General features: G+C 76.8%; 1 protein-coding gene. It reads right to left on the bottom strand.

Annotated elements, in window-relative coordinates; genetic code table 11:
• Window positions 1–169 precede the first annotated feature (169 nt).
• Window positions 170–24,430: a type I polyketide synthase gene (locus ACFWP2_RS28255; protein ID WP_380456487.1), complete on the bottom strand. Its 24,261-nt coding sequence runs from the start codon at window positions 24,428–24,430 to the stop codon at window positions 170–172.
• Window positions 24,431–24,444 lie beyond the last annotated feature (14 nt).

Here is a 24,444-nt window from a genome sequence, read left to right as displayed (position 1 = left end):
TCCGCCATGTCACTCATCGTAACCCCGGCGTCGGCCACCGCCGGCACCGGCGGGCACGTGCGGAAGGCGGTACCGCCGATCGACTCGGTGGTACCGCCTTCCGGCGCGTCCCGGGACGGGCTTTCGGACCGCCCTGAGGCCCGAGGGCCCGTCCCGGGGCGCGGGGCGCTCAGCCCAGGTCGCTGTTGCCCAGCTCCTCCCGGACCAGGTTGAGCAGTTCCTCGTCGTCCGCGGCGTCGAGGAGGTCGGCGATGGTGTCCTCCTCGGCCGGGGCCCCGGCGGACCACCGGGCCAGGAAGGCCTGGAGGCGCACCGTCACCCGGGAACGGGAGAGCTCGTCCAGCGCGTCGACGGCCATCGCCGCCTCCAGCCCGTCGAGCATCCCAAGCAGCGGCTCGACGTCCGTGGCCGACTCGGCACCGCCCGGCAGCACACCGTGCAGGTGGTCCGCCAGGGCGACGGGGGTCGGGTGGTCGAAGACGATCGTCGCCGGGAGCGGCACACCGCACTCCCGCGCCAGCCGGTTGCGGAACTCCACGGCCGTCAGCGAGTCGAAGCCGAGGTCGCGGAACGGCCTGGTCTCGTCGATCTGTTCGGCCGCGGAGTAGCGGAGCACCTCGACCAGCACGTCCCGGACCAGTTCCAGGAGGACGGCCGTCCGCTCCTTGGCGTCCAGCCCGGCCAGCCGGGAGCGCAGCGCGCCACCGTCCGTAGAGCTCTCCGCCCCGCCGTGCTCCGCCGCCGGTGCGCCGGCCGGGGCCAGGGCCTCGGCCGCCTCGGGCAGTTCGCCCAGCAGCGGGCTCGGCCGGCCCGAGGTGAAGGCGGGCGCGAACCGGGCCCAGTCCACGTCGGCTACGGTCAGCGCGCTCGCGCCGCCGTCCACGGCCGCCGCCAGGGCGGAGAGCGCGAACTGCGGGTCGAGCGGCGTCAGTCCGCGGCGGCGCAGGTACTCCTCCGCCCCGTCGGCCGCCATCCCGGCGCCCGCCCACGGGCCCCAGGCGACCGACGTCCCGGCCAGACCGCGGTCCCGCCGGTTCCTGACCAGGGCGTCCAGGTAGGCGTTGCCCGCCGCGTAGAGCGCCTGCCCACCGCTGCCCCAGGTGGCGGCGATGGAGGAGAAGACCAGGAACAGCTCCAGGTCCGCCTCCGCGGTGAGCTCGTCGAGGTGGGCGGCGCCGTCGACCTTGCCGCCGGTGATCCTCGCGATGTCCTCGACGCCGGTCTGCGCGAGCGTCGCCGCCTGGGCGACACCGGCCGCGTGCACCACCCCCAGCAGCGGGCGGTCGGCCGGGACGGCGGCCAGCGTCGCCGCCAGCGCCTCCCGGTCGGCGGCGTCGCACTCGGCCACCGTCACCCGGGCGCCGGCCGCCGTCAGTTCGGCGGTCAGCTCCTCGGCGCCCGGGGTGCGGGAGCCGCGCCGGCTGGTGAGGACCAGATCGGTGACGCCCCGGTCGACCAGCCAGCGGGCGACGACCGCGCCCAGCGCTCCGGTGCCGCCGGTGACCAGCACCGTGCCGGGCTTCGACGGACGCCAGGGCTCCGCCGGCGCCGCTCCCGCATCGGTGCGGGCCAGCCGGCGGGCAAGGACCCGCCCGCCGCGCAGGGCGAGCTGGTCCTCCCCGGTGGCCCCGCCGAGCACCGCCGCGAGCGCCGCGAGGGTGCCGGAGTCCGGCTCGGCGGGCAGGTCGACCAGCCCGCCCCAGCTCCGCGGGTGCTCCAGCGCGGCCGCCTGGCCGAAGCCCCACAGCTGCGCCTGCTCGGGGTGGGTGACCCGGTCCGAGGCGTCCACGGCCACCGCGCCCCGGGTGACCGTCCACAGCGGCGCCTCCAGCTCCGCGTCGCCGAGGGCGTGCAGGAGGGCGAGGCTGCCGGTCAGCCCGGTGGGCAGGTAGGCGATCCCGCGTGCCTTCTCGGCCAGCGCGCGCAGCCGGTCCGCCAGTTGGCTCCGGTCGAGCTCGCCGATGGCGAGTCGGACCGGGGCGGTGTCGGCGGGCAGCCGCGCGAGGAGGGCGTCCGCGAGCACGCCCTCGTCCTCGGTGTCGGTGACCACCAGCCAGCCGCCGTCGAGGCTCGCCGGGGAGACCTCGACCGGCTTCCAGTCGATCCGGTAGAGGCAGTCCTCCAGGACCGGTGCGGCACCGGAGGCCCGGCCGGCCGCCGCGAGCGGCAACCGCGGCCAGTACCGGTCCCGCTGGAAGGCGTACGTCGGCAGGTCCACCGGGCGGCCTTCCGGCAGCACGGCCGACCAGTCGGCCTCGGCGCCCGCCGTCCAGAGCCGGGCGAGCGCCTCCAGGGCGGTGCCCCGATCCTCGCGGCCCTTGCGCAGCAGCGGCGCGAACACGCCGTCCGCGACGCTCTGCTGCGCCAGCGCGCAGAGCACGCCGTCCGGGCCGAGCTCGGCGAAGCGGGTGACGCCCTGGCGGTGCAGGGCCTCCACCCCGTCGGCGAAGCGGACGGCCTCGCGGACCTGGCGCACCCAGTACTCCGGAGTGGACATCAGCCCGGGCCCGGCGAGTTCACCGGTCAGGTTGGAGACGACCGGGATGCGCGGCTCGGCGAAGGTCAAGTCACCCAGGACGGCGGCGAATTCGGCGAGCATCGGCTCCATCAGGGCCGAGTGGAAGGCGTGCGAGACGGTCAGGCGACGGGTCTTGCGACCCTCGGCCTTCCAGCGGCCCGCGAACTCCTCGACGACCTCGGTCGGACCCGAAACCACCAGCGCGGCAGGGCCGTTGACGGCGGCGACGTCCAGCCGCTCGCCGATCTCCGCCCGCACCTCGGCCTCGGAGGCCTCGACCGCCAGCATCGCGCCGCCCTCGGGCAGCGCCTGCATCAGTCGGCCGCGCGCCGCCACCAGGGCGCACGCGTCCGCCAGCGAGAACACACCCGCCACATGGGCGGCCGCCACCTCACCGATCGAGTGCCCGAGCAGGAAGTCCGGCACCACGCCCCAGGCTTCGAGCAGCCGGAACGACGCCACCTCGACCGCGAACAGCCCGGCCTGCGCCCACACCGTACGGTCCGGATCCTCCACGCCCTCGAACACCACCTCCCGGACCGGCCGGTCCAGGCGCAGGTCCAGTTCCCCGCAGACCGCGTCGAAGGCGTCCGCGAACACCGGGAACGCCTCGTACAGCCCCCGGGCCATGCCCGCCCGCTGCGCGCCCTGCCCCGTGAACAGGAACGCCGTACGGCCCGCGGCCGCGACGCCCGACACCACGGCGCCGGACGGCCGGCCCGCGGCCAGGGCGCCCAGCGGGGCGTCCCGGTCGGCGCCGAGGACCACGGCGCGGTGCTCCAGCCCGGCGCGGGAGAGCAGCGACCGGGCCACGTCCTGCGGCCGCAGCCCACCCTGCCGCGCCACGAAGGAGCGCAGCCGCTCGGCCTGGGCGGCGAGCGCCCCGGCCGAACGCCCGGACAGCAGCCAGGGCAGGGCTTCCGCCGGAGTGGCGGCCGCGGTGGCGGCCGGGGCCTCCACCGTGTCCGGCACGGGGGCGGCCTCCAGGATGACGTGGGCGTTGGTGCCGCTGATCCCGAACGAGGAGACACCCGCCCGGGCCGGCCGGTCCACGGCGGGCCAGGGCCGGCGCTCCGTCACCAGCTCCACGGCGCCCGCCGACCAGTCCACCTGCGGGGTCGGCTCGCCGACGTGCAGGGTCGGCGGCACGATGCCGTGCCGCAGGGCGAGCACCGTCTTGATCACCCCGGCGACGCCGGCGGCGGCCTGGGTGTGCCCGAGGTTGGACTTCACCGATCCCAGCAGCAGCGGGAGTTCGCGATCCTGACCGTAGGTCGCGAGCAGCGCCTGGGCCTCGATCGGGTCGCCGAGCCGGGTGCCGGTGCCGTGCGCCTCGACCACGTCCACGTCGCCGACCGACAGCCCGGCGTCCGCCAGGGCCTGCCGGATCACCCGCTCCTGCGAGGGACCGTTCGGCGCGGTGAGGCCGTTGGAGGCGCCGTCCTGGTTGACCGCGCTCCCCCGCACCACCGCCAGCACCCGGTGCCCGTTGCGGCGGGCGTCGGAGAGCCGCTCCAGCAGCAGCACGCCCACGCCCTCGCCCCAGCCCGTGCCGTCGGCGTCCGCCGAGAAGGCCTTGCAGCGGCCGTCGGCCGCCAGCCCGCCCTGCCGGTCGAACTCCGCGAACACCACCGGGGTCGACATCACCGAGACGCCGCCCGCGAAGGCCAGTTCGCACTCGCCGCGGCGCAGCGCCTGGGCCGCGAGGTGCAGGGCGACCAGCGAGGAGGAGCAGGCGGTGTCCACCGTCATCGCCGGGCCTTCGAGCCCGAAGGCGTACGCCACCCGGCCGGAGAGCACGGAGGCGGCGTTGCCGGTGGCCACGTGGCCGTCCACGTCCTCCTCCGAGGCCGCGAGCACCAGCGGGTAGTCCTGGCCGTTGGTGCCGGCGAAGACGCCGACCGGCCGGCCGCGCATCGCCCGCGGGTCCACTCCGGCGGACTCGAAGGCCTCCCAGGAGGCCTCCAGCAGCAGGCGCTGCTGCGGGTCCATCGCCAGCGCCTCGCGCGGCGAGATCCCGAACAGCCCGGCGTCGAACTCGGCCACGTCCGCCAGGAATCCGCCCCGGGCGGCCGCGTCCACGCCCGTCCAGCCGGCCTCCCAGCCGCGGTCGGTCGGGATGCCCGTCATCGCGTCGACGCCGTCGGCCAGCAGCTCCCAGAGCGCGTCCGGCGAGCCGGCGCCCGGGAAGCGGCAGGCCATGCCGACGATCACGATCGGCTCGTCCTCGGCCCGGGCGCCGTCCGTCGCCTCGACGGCCACGGCCGGCCCGGCCGTGCCGAACAGCTGCTCGGCGAGGTGGCGCGCCAGGGCGGCCGGGGTCGGCCGGTCGAAGACCAGGGTGGCCGGCAGCGCCAGCCCCGTCCGGGCGCTCGCCAGGTTCCGGAACTCCACCGCCGTCACCGAGTCGAACCCGAGGTCGCGGAACGCCTGCTCGGTGCCGACCGCGTCCGGCGAACCGTGGCCGAGCACCGCCGCGGCCCAGGACCGTACGGCGTCCAGCAGCAGCCCGGGGCGCCTGGTCTCCGGCGCCGCCGCCAGCTCGGCCCGCAGTTCCTCGGCCGGTCCGGCGCCGCGGGTGCTCTCCGTGGCCCCGGCGGCCTCCGGCAGGTCGGCCAGCAGGGCGCTGGGCCGCGGCCCGCCCACGCCGGCCGCGAACAGCGACCAGTCGACGTCGGCGACCACCAGGCCGGCCCCGTCGTGGCCGATCGCCCGGGTGAGGGCGGTGACGGCGAGCGCCGGGTCCATCGGCGGCAGGCCGCCGCGCCGCAGCCGCTGCACCAGCGCCGGATCGGCCGCCATGCCCTCGTTCGCCCACGGGCCCCAGGCCACCGAGACGCCCGGCAGGCCGCGCTCGCGCCGCCCCTCCATCCAGGCGTCCACGAAGGCGTTGGCGGCGGCGTAGTTGCCCTGGCCCGCGCTGCCGACGATGCCCGCCAGCGAGGAGAAGGCGAGGAAGAACTCCAGCTCGTGGCCCCGCGTCAGCTCGTCCAGGGCGACCAGGCCGGCCGCCTTCGCGGCCAGCACCGTGCTCAGCCGCTCCGGCGTGAGCGCGTCCAGCGCGCCGTCGTCCAGCACACCGGCGGCGTGCACCACCCCGGTCAGCGGGCGGTCGGCCGGCACCTCGGCGAGCACCCGGGCCAGGGCCGCCCGGTCGGTCACGTCGCAGGCGGCGACCACGGCTTCGGTGCCGCGCTCCGCGAGCTCCGCGACCAGCTCCGCCGTGCCCGGCGCGGCCGTCCCGCGACGGCCCGTCAGCACCACCCGGGCCACGCCGTGGTCGGCCAGCCAGCGGGCGACCGTGGCGCCCAGCGCGCCCGTCCCGCCGGTGACCAGGACGGTCCCCGGGGCGGCGGGCGACCAGGACGGCGCACCGTCACCGGCCGTCGCCCGGACCAGCCGGCGCCCGTAGGTGCCGGAGCCGCGCACGGCCACCTGGTCCTCGCCGTCGCCGGCCAGCACCGAGGCCAGCCGGGAGCCCGCCCGGGCGTCCAGCGTGGCCGGAAGGTCGATCAGACCGCCCCAGCGGTCGGGGGACTCCAGCGCCGCGACCCGGCCCAGGCCCCAGACCTGCGCCTGTCCGGCGTCGGCGGCCCGGTCCGAGCGGCCGACGGACACCGCGTGCCCGGTCAGCGCCCAGTACGGGGCGGTGACGCCCGCGTCGCCGAGCGCCTGGAACAGGGCCAGGGTGAGCTCCAGGCCCGGCGTCAGCGCCGAGTCCGGGGCCGGCTCCCCGGCGAACGCGGCCAGCGACAGCACGCCGGCGAAGGTGCCCGGGGCCGCCTCGGCGAGCTGAGCGGCCAGGGCCGCCCGGTCGGTGCCGGCGGGTTCGAAGCGGACCACCTCGGCGCCCGCCGCGCGGATCGCCGCCGCCACCTCCTCGGCCGGCTGCCGCGCGGCGTCCGACGTCGGGACGACCAGCAGCCACCGTCCGGTCAGCGCCGGCGCGGAGGCCGGGCCGGCGAGCGGGCGCCAGGTCGTGAGGTAGCGCCAGGAGTCCACCACCGAGTCGACCTTGCGCCGCTGCCGCCACGTGGAGAGCAGCGGCAGGGCCGCGCCGAGCAGTTCGGCCGGGTCCGGGGTATCCAGGAGTTCGGCCAGATCGCCGAAGTCCTCGCGCTCCACCGCGTCCCAGAACCTGGCCTCCACCGCGTCGCCGGCGGACGCCGAGGACTCGGCGGCACCGGCCTGCGGCCAGAACCGCTGCCGCTGGAAGGCGTACGTCGGCAGCTCCACCCGCCGGCCCTCGGGCAGCACCGCGGCCCAGTAGGCCTCGGCGCCGTCCGCCCAGAGCCGGGCCAGCGCCCGCAGCGCGGTCCGGGAGTCCTCCCGGCCCTTGCGCAGCAGCGGCGCGAACACGCCGTCCGCGACGCTCTGCTGCGCCAGCGCGCAGAGCACGCCGTCCGGGCCGAGCTCGGCGAAGCGGGTGACGCCCTGGCGGTGCAGGGCCTCGACGCCGTCGGCGAAGCGGACGGCCTCGCGGACCTGGCGCACCCAGTACTCCGGGGTGGACAGCTGTCCGGGCCCGGCGAGTTCGCCGGTCAGGTTGGAGACGACCGGGATCAGCGGCTCGGCGAACGTCAACCCGCCGAGCACGGCGGCGAATTCGGCGAGCATCGGCTCCATCAGCGCCGAGTGGAAGGCGTGCGAGACGGTCAGGCGGCGGGTCTTGCGGCCCTCGGAGCGCCAGCGCGCCGCGAACTCCTCGACCACCTCGGTCGGACCCGAAACCACCATCGCGGCAGGGCCGTTGACGGCGGCGACGTCCAGCCGCTCGCCGATCTCGGCCCGCACCTCGGCCTCGGAGGCCTCGACCGCCAGCATCGCGCCGCCCTCGGGCAGCGCCTCCATCAGCCGCCCGCGCGCCGCCACCAGGGCACACGCGTCCGCCAGCGAGAACACCCCGGCGACGTGCGCCGCCGCGATCTCACCGATCGAGTGGCCGAGCAGGAAGTCCGGGACCACGCCCCAGGACTCCAGCAGTCGGAACGAGGCCACCTCGACGGCGAACAGCCCGGCCTGGGCCCAGACCGTACGGTCGATGCCGATGCCCTCGAACACCGCATCGGTGAGCGGTCGGTCGAGCCGGAGGTCCAGCTCCGCGCGGACCGCGTCGAAGGCCTCCGCGAACACCGGGAAGGTCTCGTACAGCCCGCGCCCCATGGCGGCGTACTGCGAGCCCTGGCCGGTGAACAGGAAGGCGGTCCGGCGGTCGGCGACCGCGCCGCGGACCACCGCGGCGTCGGGCGCGTCACCCGCCAACGCGGCCAGGCCGCGCAGGAGTTCGGCGTGGTCCGCGCCGACGACCACGGCCCGGTGGTCGAGCGCCGCCCGGGTGCCGGCCAGCGACCAGGCGACGTCCCGGACGTCCGCACCGGCCTCGGCGAACGCCCGCAGGCGCGCCGCCTGGGCGCGCAGGCCCTCGGCCGTCCTCGCCGAGACGGCCCAGACGGGCAGCACCGGTGCCGCCTTCGGCTCCTCCACCGGGGCCGGCGGCACGCTCTCCAGGATGACGTGGGCGTTGGTGCCGCTGATGCCGAAGGAGGAGACGCCCGCGCGGCGCGGACGGTCCAGCTCGGGCCAGGGGCGCGCCTCGGTGAGCAGTTCCACCGCGCCGGCCGACCAGTCCACCTCGGCGGTGGGCTGGTCCACGTGGAGGGTGGCGGGCAGTACGCCGTGGCGCATCGCCTGCACCATCTTGATCACGCCCGCGACGCCGGCGGCGGCCTGGGTGTGGCCGATGTTGGACTTGATCGAGCCCAGCCAGAGCGGCTGGTCGGCGGGGCGGTCCTGGCCGTAGGTGGCCAGCAGGGCCTGGGCCTCGATCGGGTCGCCCAGCGTGGTGCCGGTGCCGTGCGCCTCGACGGCGTCGACCTCGGCGGCCGACAGCCCGGCGCTCGCCAGGGCCTGCCGGATCACCCGCTGCTGGGCCGGACCGTTCGGGGCGGTGAGCCCGTTGGAGGCGCCGTCCTGGTTGACGGCGCTGCCGCGCAGCACGGCCAGCACCTGGTGGCCGTTGCGGCGGGCGGTGGAGAGTCGCTCGACCAGCAGGACGCCGACGCCCTCGCCCCAGCCCGTACCGTCCGCGCCGGCCGCGAAGGACCGGCAGCGGCCGTCCGAGGACAGCCCGCCCTGGCGGTCGAACTCGGCGAAGGCGGCCGAGGACACCATCACCGTCACACCGCCGACCAGCGCCGTCTCGCAGTCGCCCTCGCGCAGGGCCTGCGCGGCCCAGTGCAGGGCCACCAGCGAGGAGGAGCAGGCCGTGTCCACGGTGACGGCCGGGCCCTCCAGCCCGAACACGTACGACACCCGGCCGGAGATCACGCTGTTCGCCGAGCCCGCCAGGACGTGGCTCTTCGCCTCCTCCAGGCCGCCGACCGCGTTGTAGCCGGAGTTGGAGGCACCGACGAAGACGCCGATCTGCCGGCCGCGCACCGAGCGCGGGTCGATTCCGGCGGACTCGAAGGCCTCCCAGGAGGCCTCCAGCAGGATCCGCTGCTGCGGGTCCATCGCCAGTGCCTCGCGCGGGGAGATCGCGAACAGCCCGGCGTCGAACTCCGTGACGCCCTCCAGGAAGCCACCGCGCGCCGCGGCGGCGGCGATGCCCTCGGCCGACCAGCCGCGGTCGGCCGGGAAGCCGGTGACCCCGTCCGTCCCGGCGGCCACCAGCTCCCACAGCCCGGCCGCCGACCGCACCCCGCCCGGGTAGCGGGCGCTCATGCCCACGATCACGACCGGGTCCTCGGTGGCGGACACCGCCGCGCGGGACACCTCGGCCGCCGCCTCGGGCACCGATTCCAGCAGGTCCTCGGCCAGTCGGCCCGCCAGCGCCAGCGGCGTCGGATAGTCGAACACCAGCGTGGCCGACAGGGAGAGCCCGGTCTCCTTCACCAGCAGGTTGCGCAGGGCCACCGCCGTCAGCGAGTCGAAGCCGAGGTCCCGGAACGCCTGCCCCGCGTCCACGGCCTCCGCCGAAGCGTGCCCGAGGACGGCGGCCGCGCAGGACCGGACCAGGTCCACCAGCATCCGCTCCCGGCGCCCCGCCGCGGCCTCGGCCAGCCGCTCCCGGAACTCCGAGGACCGCTCCAGGCCCTCAACCACCGGCGCCTGCGCGCCGACGGCCTCCGGCAGCTCCGCCAGCAGCCGACTGCCACGGACCACGGTGAAGGCCGGCGCGAACAGCTGCCAGTCCACGTCCGCGACGGTCACGCAGACCTCGTCGCCGTCCACCGCCCGCGCCAGCGCGGACACCGCCAGCCCCGGCTCCATCGTGGCCAGGCCACGGCGGCGCAGCTGCTCGGCGGCCTCCCCCTGGGCGGCCATGCCCTCACCGGCCCACGGGCCCCAGGCCACCGAGGTGCCCTTCAGACCGCGCGCACGGCGCCGCTGCACCAGGGCGTCCAGGTGGGCGTTGGCCGCCGCGTAGACGCCCTGACCGCCACTGCCCCAGGTCGCCGCGACCGAGGAGAAGACCACGAACAGATCGAGCTCCAGACCGGCCGTCAGCTCGTCCAGCAGGTCGGCGCCGCCGGCCTTGCCGTCGAGCACCCGGGCGATCTCCGCCTCGTCGGTGTCCGCCAGCGGCACGGCGCCCTGGCCGACCCCGGCCGCGTGCACCACGCCGGTCGGCCGGTGCTCGGCGAGCAGCGCGGCCAGCGCCTCCCGGTCGGTGGTCGCGCAGGCGGCCACCACGACCTCGGCGCCCGCCTCGGTCAGCTCGGCGACCAGCTCGGCGGTGCCCGGCGTGTCCGCGCCCCGACGGCTGGTCAGCACCAGCTTCGGCACCCCGCGCCCGGCCAGCCAGCGGGCCGTCTCCGCGCCCAGCGCGCCGGTTCCGCCGGTGACCAGGACCGGACCGGACGGCGTCCACGGCGCGGCGGGCGCGGCGTCGGAGGCGGCCCGGGTCAGGCGGCAGCCGTACGCCCCGGCGCCGCGCACGGCCACCTGGTCCTCGCCGGAGCCGCCGCCGAGGACGGCGACGGCACGCTTGGCCGACTGCGGGTCGAGGACGGCCGGGAGGTCGAGCAGACCGCCCCAGCGCTGCGGGTGCTCCAGCGCCGCGACCCGGCCCAGGCCCCAGAGTTCGGCCTGGACCGGATCCCGCAGCGGGTCGGAGCGGCCGATCGAGACGGCGCCGCTGGTGACCAGCCAGAGCGGGGCGTCGATTCCCGCCTCGCCCAGCGCCCGCAGCAGCCCGACCGCGCCGGACACCGGGGCGTCCGGGGGGAGCAGCGCGATGACCCCGGCGGCCTCGGGGGCCTCGGCCGGGACGGCGTCCACGTCGAACGGGAGCACCTCGGCGCCGGCCTCGCGCAGCGCGGCAGCCAACACGGCCCCGGTCTCGGAGCCGGTGGGCGCGGCCAGCAGCCACGTCCCGGAGAGGCCGGCCCCGGTGAACCCGGTGAGCGGCTTCCAGACCAGCCGGTAGCGCCAGGAGCCGATCGCCGCGTCCTGGCGGCGCGACCGCCGCCAGGCGGTGAGCACCGGCAGGACGGAGTCCAGGCCTTCGGGCGCCCGGTCGACGTCCAGGGTGTCGGCGAGGCCCTCCAGGTCCTCGCGTTCGACCGCCGCCCAGAACCGGGCCTCGGCCGGGTCGGCCGCAGCGCTCGTCGGCTGGACCGCCTCGGGCCAGTAGCGCTCGCGCTGGAAGGCGTACGTCGGCAGGGCGACGCGACGGCCGGCGGGCAGCACCACGGACCAGTCGATCGCGGTACCCGTCGCCCAGAGCCCGGCCAGGGCGGCCAGGGCGCTCTCGTGGTCGTCCCGGTCCTTGCGCAGCAGCGGCACGCCGACCGGGTCGGGGGCGCTCTGGGCGGCGAGTGCGGTCAGTACGCCGTCCGGGCCGAGCTCGACGAGCCGGCCGACGCCCTCACGGCCCAGGGCGTCCACGCCGTCGGCGAAGCGGACGGCCTCGCGGACCTGACGCACCCAGTAGTCGGGCGTGGTGAGCAGCCCGGGCTCGGCGATCTCGCCGGTCAGGTTGGAGACGACCGGGATGTCGGGCTCGACGAAGGTCAAGTCGGCCAGTACGGCGGCGAATTCGGCGAGCATCGGCTCCATCAGGGCCGAGTGGAAGGCGTGCGAGACCGTCAGGCGGCGGGTCTTGCGGCCCTCGGCCTTCCAGCGGTCCGCGAACTCCTCGACGACCTCGGACGGTCCCGAAACCACCAGCGAGGTGGGCCCGTTGACGGCGGCGACGTCCAGCCGCTCGCCGATCGCCTCGCGGACCTCGGCCTCGCCGGCCTGTACCGCGAGCATCGCGCCACCGCTCGGCAGCGCGTCCATCAGGCGGCCGCGCGCCGCGACCAGGGCGCAGGCGTCCGCCAGCGAGAGGACGCCCGCCACATGGGCGGCCGCCACCTCGCCGATCGAGTGCCCGAGCAGCACGTCCGGAACCACGCCCCAGGACTCCAGCAGCCGGAAGGACGCCACCTCGACCGCGAACAGACCGGCCTGCGCCCACACCGTACGGTCCAGGTCCTCGGCGCCCGCGAAGACGACCTCGCGCACCGACCGTCCGAGCTTTCCGTCCAGCTCCGCGCAGACCGCGTCGAAGGCCGCCGCGAACGCCGGGAACGCCTCGTACAACCCGCGTCCCATGCCGACCCGTTGGGCGCCCTGCCCCGTGAACAGGAACGCCGTCCGGCCCTCGGCGGCGACACCGGTGACGACCCCGCCCGAGGGGCGGCCGTCCGCCAGCGCGGCCAGGCCGTCCAGCAGGGCCGCCCGGTCACCGCCGAGCACCACCGCACGGTGGGCCAGCCCGGCCCGCCCGGTCGCCAGCGACCACGCCACGTCCTGCGGACGGGCGCCGGACTCCAACTCCTCGGCCAGCCGCGCCGCCTGGGCCTTCAAGGCGCCGGCACTCTGCGCCGACACCACCCACGGCAGCGGCCCGGCGGCCTCCTCCAGCGGCGCCGCGTCCTCGACCGGCGCCTGCTCCAGCACCACATGGGCGTTGGTGCCGCTGATCCCGAAGGACGAGACACCGGCCCGGCGCGGACGGTCCGCCTCGGGCCACGGCCGGGCCTCGGTGAGCAGCTCCACCGCACCCGTCGACCAGTCCACCTGCGGCGTCGGCTCGTCCACGTGCAGGGTCGCGGGCAGCACACCGTGCCGCATCGCCTGCACCATCTTGATGACACCCGCCACGCCGGCCGCCGCCTGGGTGTGGCCGATGTTGGACTTCACCGAGCCCAGCAGCAGCGGGAGTTCACGGTCCTGGCCGTAGGTGGCCAGCAGGGCCTGCGCCTCGATCGGGTCACCCAGCCGGGTGCCCGTCCCGTGCGCCTCCACCGCGTCCACCTCGGCGGCCTCCAGGCGGGCGTTGGCCAGCGCCTGCCGGATCACCCGCTCCTGCGAGGGACCGTTCGGCGCCGTCAGACCGTTGGACGCGCCGTCCTGGTTGACGGCGCTCCCCCGGACGATGCCGAGCACCTGGTGCCCGTTGCGGCGCGCGTCCGCCAGCCGCTCGACCAGCAGCAGGCCGACGCCCTCGGACATCCCGGTGCCGTCGGCCTCGGCCGCGAAGGCCTTGCAGCGGCCGTCCGAGGCCAGCCCGCCCTGGCGGTCGAACTCCGTGATCACGCCCGGCGTGGCGAGGGTGGTCACACCACCGGCCAGCGCCAGGTCGCAGTCGCCCGTCCGCAGCGCCTGCACCGCGAGGTGCAGGGCGACCAGCGAGGAGGAACAGGCGGTGTCCACCGTGACGGCCGGGCCCTCAAGACCGAACACGTAGGCCAGCCGGCCGGAGGCGATGCTGGTCGCGCTGCCGGTCATCAGGTGGCCGAGCGCGCTGTCCGGGATCTGCATGCCGAGGCCGTAGTGGGACGCCGCCGCGCCGACGAAGACGCCGGTGGACCGGCTGCCGAGGTCGGCGGCGACGATGCCGGCGTCCTCGAAGGCCTCCCAGGCGGTCTCCAGCAGCAGGCGCTGCTGCGGGTCCATCGCCAGCGCCTCGCGCGGCGAGATCCCGAACAGTCCGGCGTCGAACTCGGTGGCGCCGTCGACGAACCCACCGCGGGCGGCCTGGCCGTGCACCACGTCGAGGGGCCAGCCGCGGTCGGTCGGGAAGGCGGCGGTGCCGTCCTCCCCGGCGGCCACCAGCCGCCAGAGGTCGGCCGGGGAGGCCACGCCGCCGGGCAGGCGGCAGGCCATGCCGACGATCGCGATCGGCTCGTCCGGCCCGGCCGTCGGCGCCGGTGCGGCGACGGCGGGGGCCGGTGCGCTCTCGCCCAGCAGCCTGGTGGCCAGGTGGTCGGCGAGCGCGGTCGGGTTGGGGTGGTCGAACACCGTGGTGGCGGGCAGCCGCAGGCCGGTCGCGGCGTTGAGCCGGTTGCGCAGCTCGACGGCGGTCAGCGAGTCGAAGCCGAGGTCGCGGAAGGCCTGCCGGGCGCCGATCGACTCGGCGTCGGTGTGGCCGAGCACGGTGACGGCGTTGCCGCGGACCAGGTCGAGCAGGATCTGCCGGCGCCGGCTCGCGGAGGCGTTGCGCAGCCGACCGGCCAGGGTGCCGGTGTCGCCGGCCTCCCGCTCGGCGGCGCGGCGCACGGTGGGCCGGATCAGGCCGCGCAGCAGGGCCGGGACCTCGCCGCCGCCGGTGCGGTCCAGGGCGACCGGCACCAGGTGCGGGGCGGGCAGGGCGGTGGCCGCGTCGAAGAGGGCGAGCCCCTGCCCGCTCTCCAGGGCCGTACCGAGCTTGTCGGTCCGCGCCTCGGTTCCCGGGTTCAGGTGCCGGGTCATCTCGCTGGCTTCCTGCCACAGGCCCCAGGCGAGCGCCTGCGCGGGCAGCCCGAGTGCGCGCCGGTGGGAGGCGAGGGCGTCCAGGAAGGCGTTGGCGGCCGCGTAGTTGGCCTGGCCGCCGGTGCCGAAGGTGGCCGAGGCCGAGGAGTAGAGCACGAACAGGGCGAGGTCGGTGCCGAGGGTGAGTTCGTGCAGGTTGACGGCGGCGTCGACCTTGGGCCGCAGGACGGCCTCGACCCGTTCGGGGGTCATCGCGTCGAACACGCCGTCGTCCAGGGTGCCGGCCGCGTGCACCACGCCGGTGAGCGGGTGTTCGGCGGGGATCGCGGCGAGGACCGCGGCCAGCGCCTCGCGGTCGGCGGCGTCGCAGGCCGCGACCGTCGCCTCGGCGCCCAAGTCGCCCAGCTCCGCGACCAGTTCGGCCGCGCCCGGGCTGTCGGCGCCGCGCCGGCTGAGCAGCAGCAGGTGCCGCACGCCGCGCTCGGCCACCAGGTGGCGGGCCAGCAGACCGCCCAGGGTGCCGGTGCCGCCGGTGATCAGCACGGTGCCCTCGGGATCGAGCGGCACCGGCACGGTCACCACGTTCTTGCCGACGTGCTTGGCCTGGCTGATGTGCCGGAACACGGCGGGCGCCTCACGGACGTCCCAGGCGGTGATCGGCAGCAGCCGCAGCGCACCCGACTCGAACAGGGAGAGGACCTCCGCCGTGATCTCCCGGACGCGCTCCGGGCCCGCCTCGGCGGGATTGAACGCCCGGTAGCGCGCACCCGCGTGGTCGGCGGCGACCCGCTCGGGGTCGCGCGGGTCGGCCTTGCCCATGTCGGCGAAGCGCCCGCCCTCCGCGAGCAGCCGCAGCGAGGCGTCCACGAACTCGCCGGCCAGCGAGTTCAGCACGATGTCCACCCCGCGCCCACCGGTGGCCGTACGGAAGGACGCCTCGAAGCCGAGGTCACGCGAGGAGGCCAGGTGGGCGTCGTCCAGTCCGGCCGAACGCAGCACCCCCCACTTGCCGGGGCCGGCGGTGCCGAACACCTCCAGGCCCAGATGACGGGCCAGTTGGACGGCGGCCATGCCGACACCACCGGCCGCCGCGTGCACCAGCACCGACTCACCCGGCCGCGCACCGGCCACATCGACCAGACCGTAGTAGGCCGTCAGGAAGGCCACCGGCATCGAGGCGGCCTCCGCGAAGGACCAGCCCGACGGGATCCGGGCCAGCAGCCGCCGGTCGGTGACCGCCCGGTTGGCGAGGCCGCCGCCGTCGAAGTGGCCGAACACCCGGTCGCCGACGGACAGATCGGTGACGTCCGCGCCGACCTCGGCCACCACGCCGGCGGCCTCGGCGCCCATCACGGCCCGGTCGGGGTACATGCCGAGCGCGAGCAGCACGTCACGGAAGTTCACCCCGGCCGCGCGGACGGCGACCCGCACCTCGCGGGTGCCGAGCGGGGCGTCGGCCTCGGCGGCGGGCACCAGGGCGAGGTTCTCCAGGGTGCCTTCCTCGGTGACGTCCAGGCGCCAGGCGCCGGGCCCGTCGGGGGCGGTGAGGTCGTCGGCGGCGCCCTGCCGGACGAGCCGGGGGACGCGGGCCCCGCCCGCGCGCAGGGCGAGCTGCGGCTCGTCCTCGACGGTGGCCCAGGCCTGCCAGTCGGCGTCCTCGCCGGCCGGGTCGCGGTCCACCAGCAGCAGCCGGCCGGGGTGCTCCGACTGCGCGGCGCGCAGCAGGCCCCACACGGCCGCGCCGGCCAGGTCGGTCACCGGCTGCCCGGGGGCGGCCGGGACGGCGCCGCGGGTGAGGACCACCAGCCGGGTGTCGGCGAAGCGGTCGGCGGCCAGGAACTCCTGGACGGTGCGCAGGACTTCGGTGGTGGCCCGGCGCACGGCCCGGGCCGTCCCGCCGTCGGACGCGGCGGACTCGGCGGACTCGGCGGACTCGGCGGACGGCACGGTCAGCACGACCACCGGAGGCGTCGCGCCGGCCTCGACGGCGTCGATTCCCCGCCAGCCCGAGGTGTCGGGCCGGGCCGGGACCTGCCGCGTCAGCGGGGTCCAGTCGACGGTGAACAGGGCCTCGTGGACGGCGCGTTCGCCGGCCCGCCGCAGCGCCGCGGCGGCGACCTCGCGCAGGGTCAGCGAGGCGATGCCGATCACCGGTGCGCCGGTGGGGTCGGCGGCGTGCAGCGCGACGCCCTCCGGACGGACGGTCATCGCCACCCGGAGCACGGTGGCCCCGGTGGCCCGGAGGTGGACGCCGTCGAAGGAGAACGGCAGCCTCGTGCCGGCGTCGGGGTCGGCGGCGAGGGCGATGGCGTGCAGGGCGGCGTCCAGCAGCGCGGGGTGAACGCCGAAGCCGTCGGCCTGGACGTCCTGCGGCAGGGCGACCTCGGCGTAGACCCGGTCGCCGTCCCGCCAGGCGGCGCGCAGCCCCTGGAAGGCGGGGCCGTAGCCGTAGCCGGCCGCCGCCATCGCCGGGTAGAAGCCTTCGACCTCGACCGGCGTGGCCCCGACCGGCGGCCAGACCGCGAGGTCGGGCCCGTCCTGCGGGGCGGTGGCGGCCGGGGCGAGGACGCCGGCGGCGTGGCAGACCAGCTCGGTGCCGGCGGCGTCCGGGCGGGAGTACACCTCGAAGGCGCGGCCGCCGGTGCCGTCGGCGGCGCCCACGTTCACCTGGACCGCGACGCCGCCCCCGGCGGCCAGCACCAGCGGTGCCCGCAGCACCAGTTCAGACAGCACGGCGCAGCCGGCCTGCTCGCCGGCGGTCAGCGCCATCTCGACGAAGGCGGTGCCCGGCACCAGCACGTCGCCGTGCACCGCGTGGTCGGCCAGCCAGCCGTGGCCGGCCGTGCTCAGCCGCCCGGTCAGGACCAGGGCCCCGCCGGGCAGCGGGACGGCGGCGCCCAGCAGGGCGTGCTCGGTGACGACCTGGCCGACCGTGCTCAGGTCGCCGGCGGCGACCAGGGCCCGCGGCCAGTACCGCTCGCGCTGGAAGGCGTAGGTGGGCAGCTCGACCCGGCGGCCCGCGGGCACGACCGGGGTGAAGTCGACGGGCGCGCCCGCGGTCCAGGCCTCGGCCAGCGCCGCCAGCAGCTGCCCGGGGCCGCCCTGGCCGCGCCGCAGCGTGCCCAGCGCGGCCGCGTCGGCGCCGACGGCGTCGGCGGTCTCCAGCACGCCGACGGTCAGCACCGGGTGGGGGCTGCACTCGACGAACACCGTGCGGCCGTCGGCCAGCAGGGCGCGGGTGGCCTGCTCGAACAGGACGGTGGACCGCAGGTTGTCGTACCAGTACCCGGCGTCCATCCGCGCGGTGTCGATCGGCTCGCCGGTCAGCGTCGAGTACAGCGGAACCCGGGAGGTCGTCGGACTGATCCCCGCCAGGTCCGCCAGCACCCGCTCACGCACCCGCTCCACCTGGACCGAGTGCGAGGCGTAGTCCACCGGAATCCGCCGGGCCCGCACCCCGCTCGCCTCACACAGCGCCATCAGCTCGTCCAACGCGCCCGGCTCACCGGAAACCACCGTGGACGAAGGCCCGTTGAACGCCGCCACCGACACCCGGCCGTCGAAGGAAGCGATCAGCTCCTCGACCACCGCACTCCCGGCGGCCACCGACACCATCCCGCCGTCACCGGCGAGTTCGATCAGCGCCCGGCTGCGCAGCGCGACCACCCGGGCCCCGTCCTCCACGGACAGCGCACCCGCGACCACCGCCGCGGCGATCTCACCCTGCGAGTGCCCGACCACCGCCGAGGGCTGGACGCCGTGCGCCCGCCACACCTCCGCCAGCGACACCATCACCGCCCACAGCACCGGCTGGACCACGTCCACCCGGGACAGCAGCTCCTCGTCGTCCAGGGCCTCGGTCAGCGACCAGTCCGTGTACGGGGCGAGCGCCGCCCCGCACGCGGCCAGCCGCTCGGCGAACACCGGGACGGCGGCGGCGAGTTCGCGCGCCATGCCGAGCCACTGGGAGCCCTGGCCGGGGAAGACGAACGCCACGTCACCGGGGACGGCCCGGCCCTTCACCACGCCCTCGCCGTCTAGGGTGCCCAGGCCGGCCAGCAGGGCGGCCCGCTCCGCGCCGAGCACCACGGCGCGGTGCTCCAGGGCGGCCCGGGAGAGCAGCGAGCGGGCCACGTCCGGCACCGCGAGGTCCGGGTGCCCGGCCGCGAACTCCCGCAGCCGCTCGGCCTGCGCGGTGAGCGCGGCCGGGGTGCGGCCCGACAGCAGCCAGGGCTGCGGGCCCTCGGTGGCCGCGGACTCCGCGGCCACCTCGGCCGGGACGGACTCCAGGATGATGTGGGCGTTGGTGCCGCTGATGCCGAAGGAGGAGACGCCCGCGCGGCGCGGACGGTCCGCGGCGGGCCACGGCCGCGCCTCGGTGAGCAGTTCCACCGCGCCGGCCGACCAGTCCACGTGCGGGGACGGCTGGTCCACGTGCAGCGTGGCGGGCAGCAGGCCGTGCCGCAGCGCCTGCACCATCTTGATCACGCCGGCCACGCCGGCGGCGGCCTGGGCGTGGCCGATGTTGGTCTTCACCGAACCGAGCCAGAGCGGCTCGCCGGCCCGCTCCCGGCCGTAGGTCGCCAGCAGCGCCTGGGCCTCGATCGGGTCGCCCAGCTTCGTCCCGGTGCCGTGCGCCTCGACCGCGTCCACCTCGGCGGCCGACAGCCCGGCGTTGGCCAGCGCCTGCCGGATCACCCGCTGCTGGGCCGGGCCGTTGGGCGCGGCGAGGCCGTTGGAGGCGCCGTCCTGGTTGATCGCGCTGCCCCGGACCACCGCGAGCACCTGGTGCCCGTTGCGGCGGGCGGTCGACAGCCGCTCCAGGACGACGATGCCGACGCCCTCCGCCCAGGAGGTGCCGTCGGCGGCGGCCGCGAAGGCCTTGCACCGGCCGTCGGCCGCCAGGCCGTTCTGCTTGTCGAACTCGGCGAACACGCCCGGGGAGACCATCACGGCGACACCGCCGGCCAGGGCCAGCTCGCACTCGCCGCGGCGCAGCGCCTGCGCCGCCAGGTGCAGGGCCACCAGCGAGGAGGAGCAGGCCGTGTCCACGGTGACCGCGGGGCCCTCCAGGCCGAAGGTGTACGCGATCCGGCCCGACAGCACGCTGCTGACGGTGCCGGTGAGCAGGTGGCCCTCGACGTTGGCGGGCATCTCCATGCCGAGGCCGTAGCCGGAGGCGGAGGCGCCGATCACCACGCCGGTGGACGAGTGCGCGAGGGAGTACGGGTCGATGCCGGCGTTCTCGAACGCCTCCCAGACCGTCTCCAGCAGCAGCCGCTGCTGCGGGTCCATCGCGAGGGCCTCGCGCGGCGAGATGCCGAACATGCCGGCGTCGAAGTCGGTCGCGCCCTCGACGAAGCCGCCGCGGCGCACATAACCGCCGCCCTCGGGCCAGCCGCGGTCGGTGGGGAAGCCGGTGACGCCGTCCCGGCCCTCGGTGACCATCGCCCACAGCTGCTCGGCCGAACGGACACCGCCCGGGTAGCGGCAGCTCATGCCGACGATCGCGATCGGCTCGTCGTCCGCCACGGCCACCACCGGACGCGGCGCCGGGGCCTGCTCGGCCGTGTCGAACAGCTCGCCGAGCAGGTACTCGGTCAGCGCGGCCGGCGTCGGGTGGTCGAAGACCAGCGTCGCCGCCAGCTTCAGGCCGGTCTCCGCGCCGAGCCGGTTGCGCAGCTCCACGGCGGTCAGCGAGTCGAAGCCCAGGTCGCGGAAGGCCCGGCGCGGCTCGACCGCCTCGGTCGTCGGGCGTCCCAGCACCAGCGCGGTGCGGTCCCGGACCACCTCCAGCAGCAGCCGCGAGCGCTCGCCCTCGGGCGCGGCGGCGAGTGAGTCCCGCAGCTCCGAGGAGACGGCGGACGGGCCGGTGCCCGCGGCGGGTGCCGCCTGGTCGACCAGGGCGGCCAGCAGCGGGCTGGGCCGGCCGGAGACGAAGGCCGGTCCGAACCGCTCCCAGTCGACGTCCGCGACGGCCACGCAGCCCTCGTCCCGGTCGACGATCCCGGCCAGCGCCCCGATCGCCGCAGTGCGGTCCAGCGCGGACAGGCCGCGGCGGCGCAGGAAGTCCTCGAAGTCGGAGTCCGCGGCCATGCCGGCCTCGGCCCACGGACCCCAGGCGACCGAGGTCCCGGCCAGACCGCGGGCCCGCCGGTCCTCCACCAGCGCGTCCAGGAACGCGTTCCCGGCCGCGTAGGCGCCCTGGCCGCCGCTGCCCCAGACCGCGGCGATCGAGGAGAAGACCACGAACAGGTCGAGGCCGTCGGTCAGTTCGTCCAGGAGCGCGGCCCCGGCGGCCTTGCCGCCGATCACCTCGGCGACGGCCTCGGCACCGGTCTCCATCAGCGGGCCGGGCGCGCCGACCCCGGCGGTGTGCACCACACCGCGCAGCGGGTGCTCGGCCGGGATCCCGGCCAGCAGGCCGGCCAGCGACTCCCGGTCGGTCACGTCGCAGGCGGCGACGGTCACCCGGGCGCCCAGCGCGGTCAGTTCGGCCACCAGCTCGTCCGCCCCCGGCGCGGCCGGGCCCCGGCGGCTGGTCAGCAGCAGGTGCGGCACGCCCCGGCCGGCCAGCCAGCGCGCGACGTCCCCGCCGAGGGCGCCCGTGCCCCCGGTGATCAGGACGGTGCCGTCGGTGGTCCACTCCCCCGCCGGCGCCCCGGTCAGCGGCGCCCGGACCACCCGGCGGCCGAGCACCCGCGCCCCGCGCAGGGCCAGCTGGTCCTCGCCGCCCGCGCCCGCGAGCAGGGCCGCCAGTCGAGGGCCGTCCTCGGCGGTGACGGCCGGCGGCAGGTCGATCAACCCGCCCCAGCGGCCGGGGTGTTCCAGCGCGGCGACCCGGCCGAGGCCCCACAGCAGCGACTGCTCGGGCGTCCGCGACCGGTCCTCGTCCTCGTCCCCGGTCGACACGGCGCCCCGGGTCAGGCACCAGAGCGGAGCCCGCGAGCCCGCGTCGCCGAGGGCCTGGAACAGCAGCAGGAGGGCGGCGAGGTCGGCGGGCACCGGCAGGCCCGCGGCGGTCGAACCCGCCACGAACACCACGCCGTCGAAGTCCTCGGCGGCCAGGCGGCCGGCGAGGGCGGGGCGGTCCCCGGTCAGCGCCAGTCGGGTGACCTGCGCGCCGGCGGCCAGCAGGGCGGCGGCCACGTCCTCGGCGGGCGCGTGCTCGGCGGCCACGTCCTCGGCGGGCGCGTGCTCGCCAACGGTGTGCCCGTCCGCGATGACGAGCAGCCAGGTGCCGCTCAGGCCGGCGGTGTCCGGCAGCGTCAGCGGCTTCCACTCCACCCGGTAGCGCCAGGAGTCGACCACCGCCTCCTGCCGGCGCGAGCGACGCCACGCGGAGAGCGCCGGAACGACGCCGTCCAGGACCTCCGGGGTGTCCGACAGCCGCAGCGTGGCGGCCAGCTCCGGGACGTCCGCACGCTCCACGGCCGCCCAGAACCGGGCGTCCTCGGCCGAGCCGGGCGCGTCGAGCGGGGCGTCGGGCCAGTAGCGCTCGCGCTGGAAGGCGTAGGTCGGCAGGTCGAGCCGGCGGCCCTCCGGCAGCACGGACCGCCAGTCGAGTTCGGCGCCGGTGGTCCACAGGGCGGCGAGCGCGGTCAGCGCGGTCTCGGACTCGGAGCGGTCGCGGCGCATCAGCGGGGCGAACACACCGTCCGCGGCCTGCTGCCCGGCCAGGCCCGACAGCACGGCGTCCGGGCCCAACTCGACGTAGCGGGTGACGCCCTGGCGGCCCAGGGCCTGGACGCCGTCGGCGAAGCGGACGGCCTCACGGACCTGGCGCAGCCAGTAGCCGGGCGTGGTGAGCAGCCCGGGCTCGGCGATCTCGCCGGTCAGGTTGGAGACGAGCGGCAGCTGCGGCTCGGCGAAGGTCAACTCCTCCAGGACAGAGGCGAATTCGGCGAGCATCGGCTCCATCAGCACCGAGTGGAACGCGTGCGAGACGCTCAGGCGACGGGTCTTGCGGCCCTCGGCCGACCAGCGCGCCGCGAACTCCTCGACGGTTTCCGTCAGACCCGAAACCACCACCGAGGCAGGACCGTTGACGGCGGCGACGTCCAGCCGCTCGCCGATCTCCGCCCGCACCTCGGCCTCGGTGGCCTCGACCGCCAGCATCGCCCCGCCGCTCGGGAGCGCCTGCATCAACCGACCGCGCGCCGCCACCAGGGCACACGCGTCCGCCAGCGAGAGGACGCCCGCGCAGTGCGCCGCCGCCACCTCACCGATCGAGTGCCCGAGCAGGAAGTCCGGCAGCACGCCCCAGGATTCGAGCAGCCGGAACGAGGCTACCTCGACCGCGAACAGCCCCGCCTGCGCCCAGACCGTACGGTCCAGATCCTCGATGCCCGCGAAGACGACCTCGCGCACCGACCGCTCCAGCAGCCGGTCCAGCTCCGCGCACACCGCGTCGAAGGCCTCGGCGAACACCGGAAAAGCCTCGTACAAGCCTCGGCCCATGCCGGCCCGCTGCGCACCCTGCCCCGTGAACAGGAACGCCGTCCGCCCCTCCACCGCGACACCCGAGACCACCCGCGCCGACGGCTCGCCCGCCGCCAGCGCGCCCAGGCCCTCCAGCAGCGCCGCCCGGCCGTCGCCGAGCACCACCGCACGGTGCGCCAGCCCGGCCCGGGTCGTCGCCAGTGACCACGCCGCGTCGCCCGCGTCCACGTCCGGCCCGAGCCATCCGGCCAGCCGCGCCGCCTGGCCCCGCAGGGCCTGCGCGGTCTGTGCCGACACCGGCCACGCCACCGGGCCGGTGCCCCGCGCGGGCGCCTCCGGCTGCGGCTGCGGCTCGGCGCCGACCGGGCTCTCCTCGATGAGCACATGGGCGTTGGTGCCGCCGACACCGAACGCGGAGACACCGATCCGCCGGGTCCGCTCGGCCTGCGGCCAGGACCGGGCCTCGGTCAGCAGCTCGACGCCGCCGCCCGTCCACTCGACGTGCGGGGTCGGCGCGTCCACGTGCAGGGTGGCGGGCAGCACGCCGTTGCGCAGCGCCAGCACGCTCTTGATCACGCCGACCGCGCCGGCGGCGGCCTGGGTGTGGCCGATGTTGGACTTCAGCGAGCCGAGCAGCAGCGGCCGGTCGGCCGTGCGGCCCCGGCCGTAGACGGTCTGCAGCGCCTCGGCCTCGATCGGGTCGCCGAGCCGGGTGCCGGTGCCGTGCGCCTCGACCGCGTCGACGTCGGCGGCCTCCAGGCGGGCGTTGGCCAGCGCCTGCCGGATCACCCGCTCCTGCGAAGGGCCGTTGGGTGCCGTCAGACCGTTGGACGCGCCGTCCTGGTTGACCGCGCTGCCCCGCACCACGGCCAGGACCTCGTGCCCGTTGCGGCGCGCGTCGGAGAGCCGCTCCAGCAGCAGGACGCCGACGCCCTCGGACCAGCCGGTGCCGTCCGCCGCCGCCGCGAAGGACTTGCAGCGGCCGTCGGCGGCCAGGCCGCCCTGCTTGCCGAACTCGGCGAAGGCCGCCGGGGTGCTGATCACCGCGACGCCGCCGACCAGGGCCAGGCCGCACTCGCCCTGGCGCAGCGACTGGACGGCCAGGTGCAGCGCCACCAGCGAGGAGGAGCAGGCGGTGTCCACCGTGACGGCCGGGCCCTCCAGCCCGAACACGTACGAGAGCCGGCCGGAGAGCACGCCGTTCGCGGTGCCGGTCAGGTGGTAGCCGGCGGTGTTCTCCGGCAGTCGGCCGGCGCCGTCGTAGCCGGACGGGGAGGCGCCGACGAAGACGCCGGTCGCCGTGCCGGCCACGGAGTGCGGATCGATGCCCGCGCGTTCGAAGGTCTCCCAGGCGACCTCCAGCAGCAGCCGCTGCTGCGGGTCCATCGCCAGGGCCTCGCGCGGGTTGATGCCGAACAGCTCGGCGTCGAACTCGGTCGCGTCGCCGAGGAAGCCGCCCCGGCGGGCGTAGGAGCGGCTGCCGGGGAAGGACTCCTCCCAGCCGCGGTCGGTCGGGAACCCGCCGATCGCGTCGGTGCCGTCCGCGACCAGCTTCCACAGGTCGTCCGGACCGGTCACGCCGCCGGGCAGCCGGCAGCCCAGCGCGACGATCGCGATCGGCTCGCGGGCCGCCGCCTGGATCTCCCGGTTCTGCCGGCGCAGCCGCTCGACCTCCTTGAGCGAGGCCCGGAGCGCTTCGACCGCCTTGTCACCGCGGGTGTTCATCGATTTCTCCATGG

It is taken from the genome of Kitasatospora sp. NPDC058444, from assembly GCF_042721415.1.
GTDB lineage: Bacteria > Actinomycetota > Actinomycetes > Streptomycetales > Streptomycetaceae > Kitasatospora.
The sequence above is the reverse complement of the archived record's forward strand: the minus strand, read 5'-3'. Positions and strand labels throughout refer to the sequence as shown.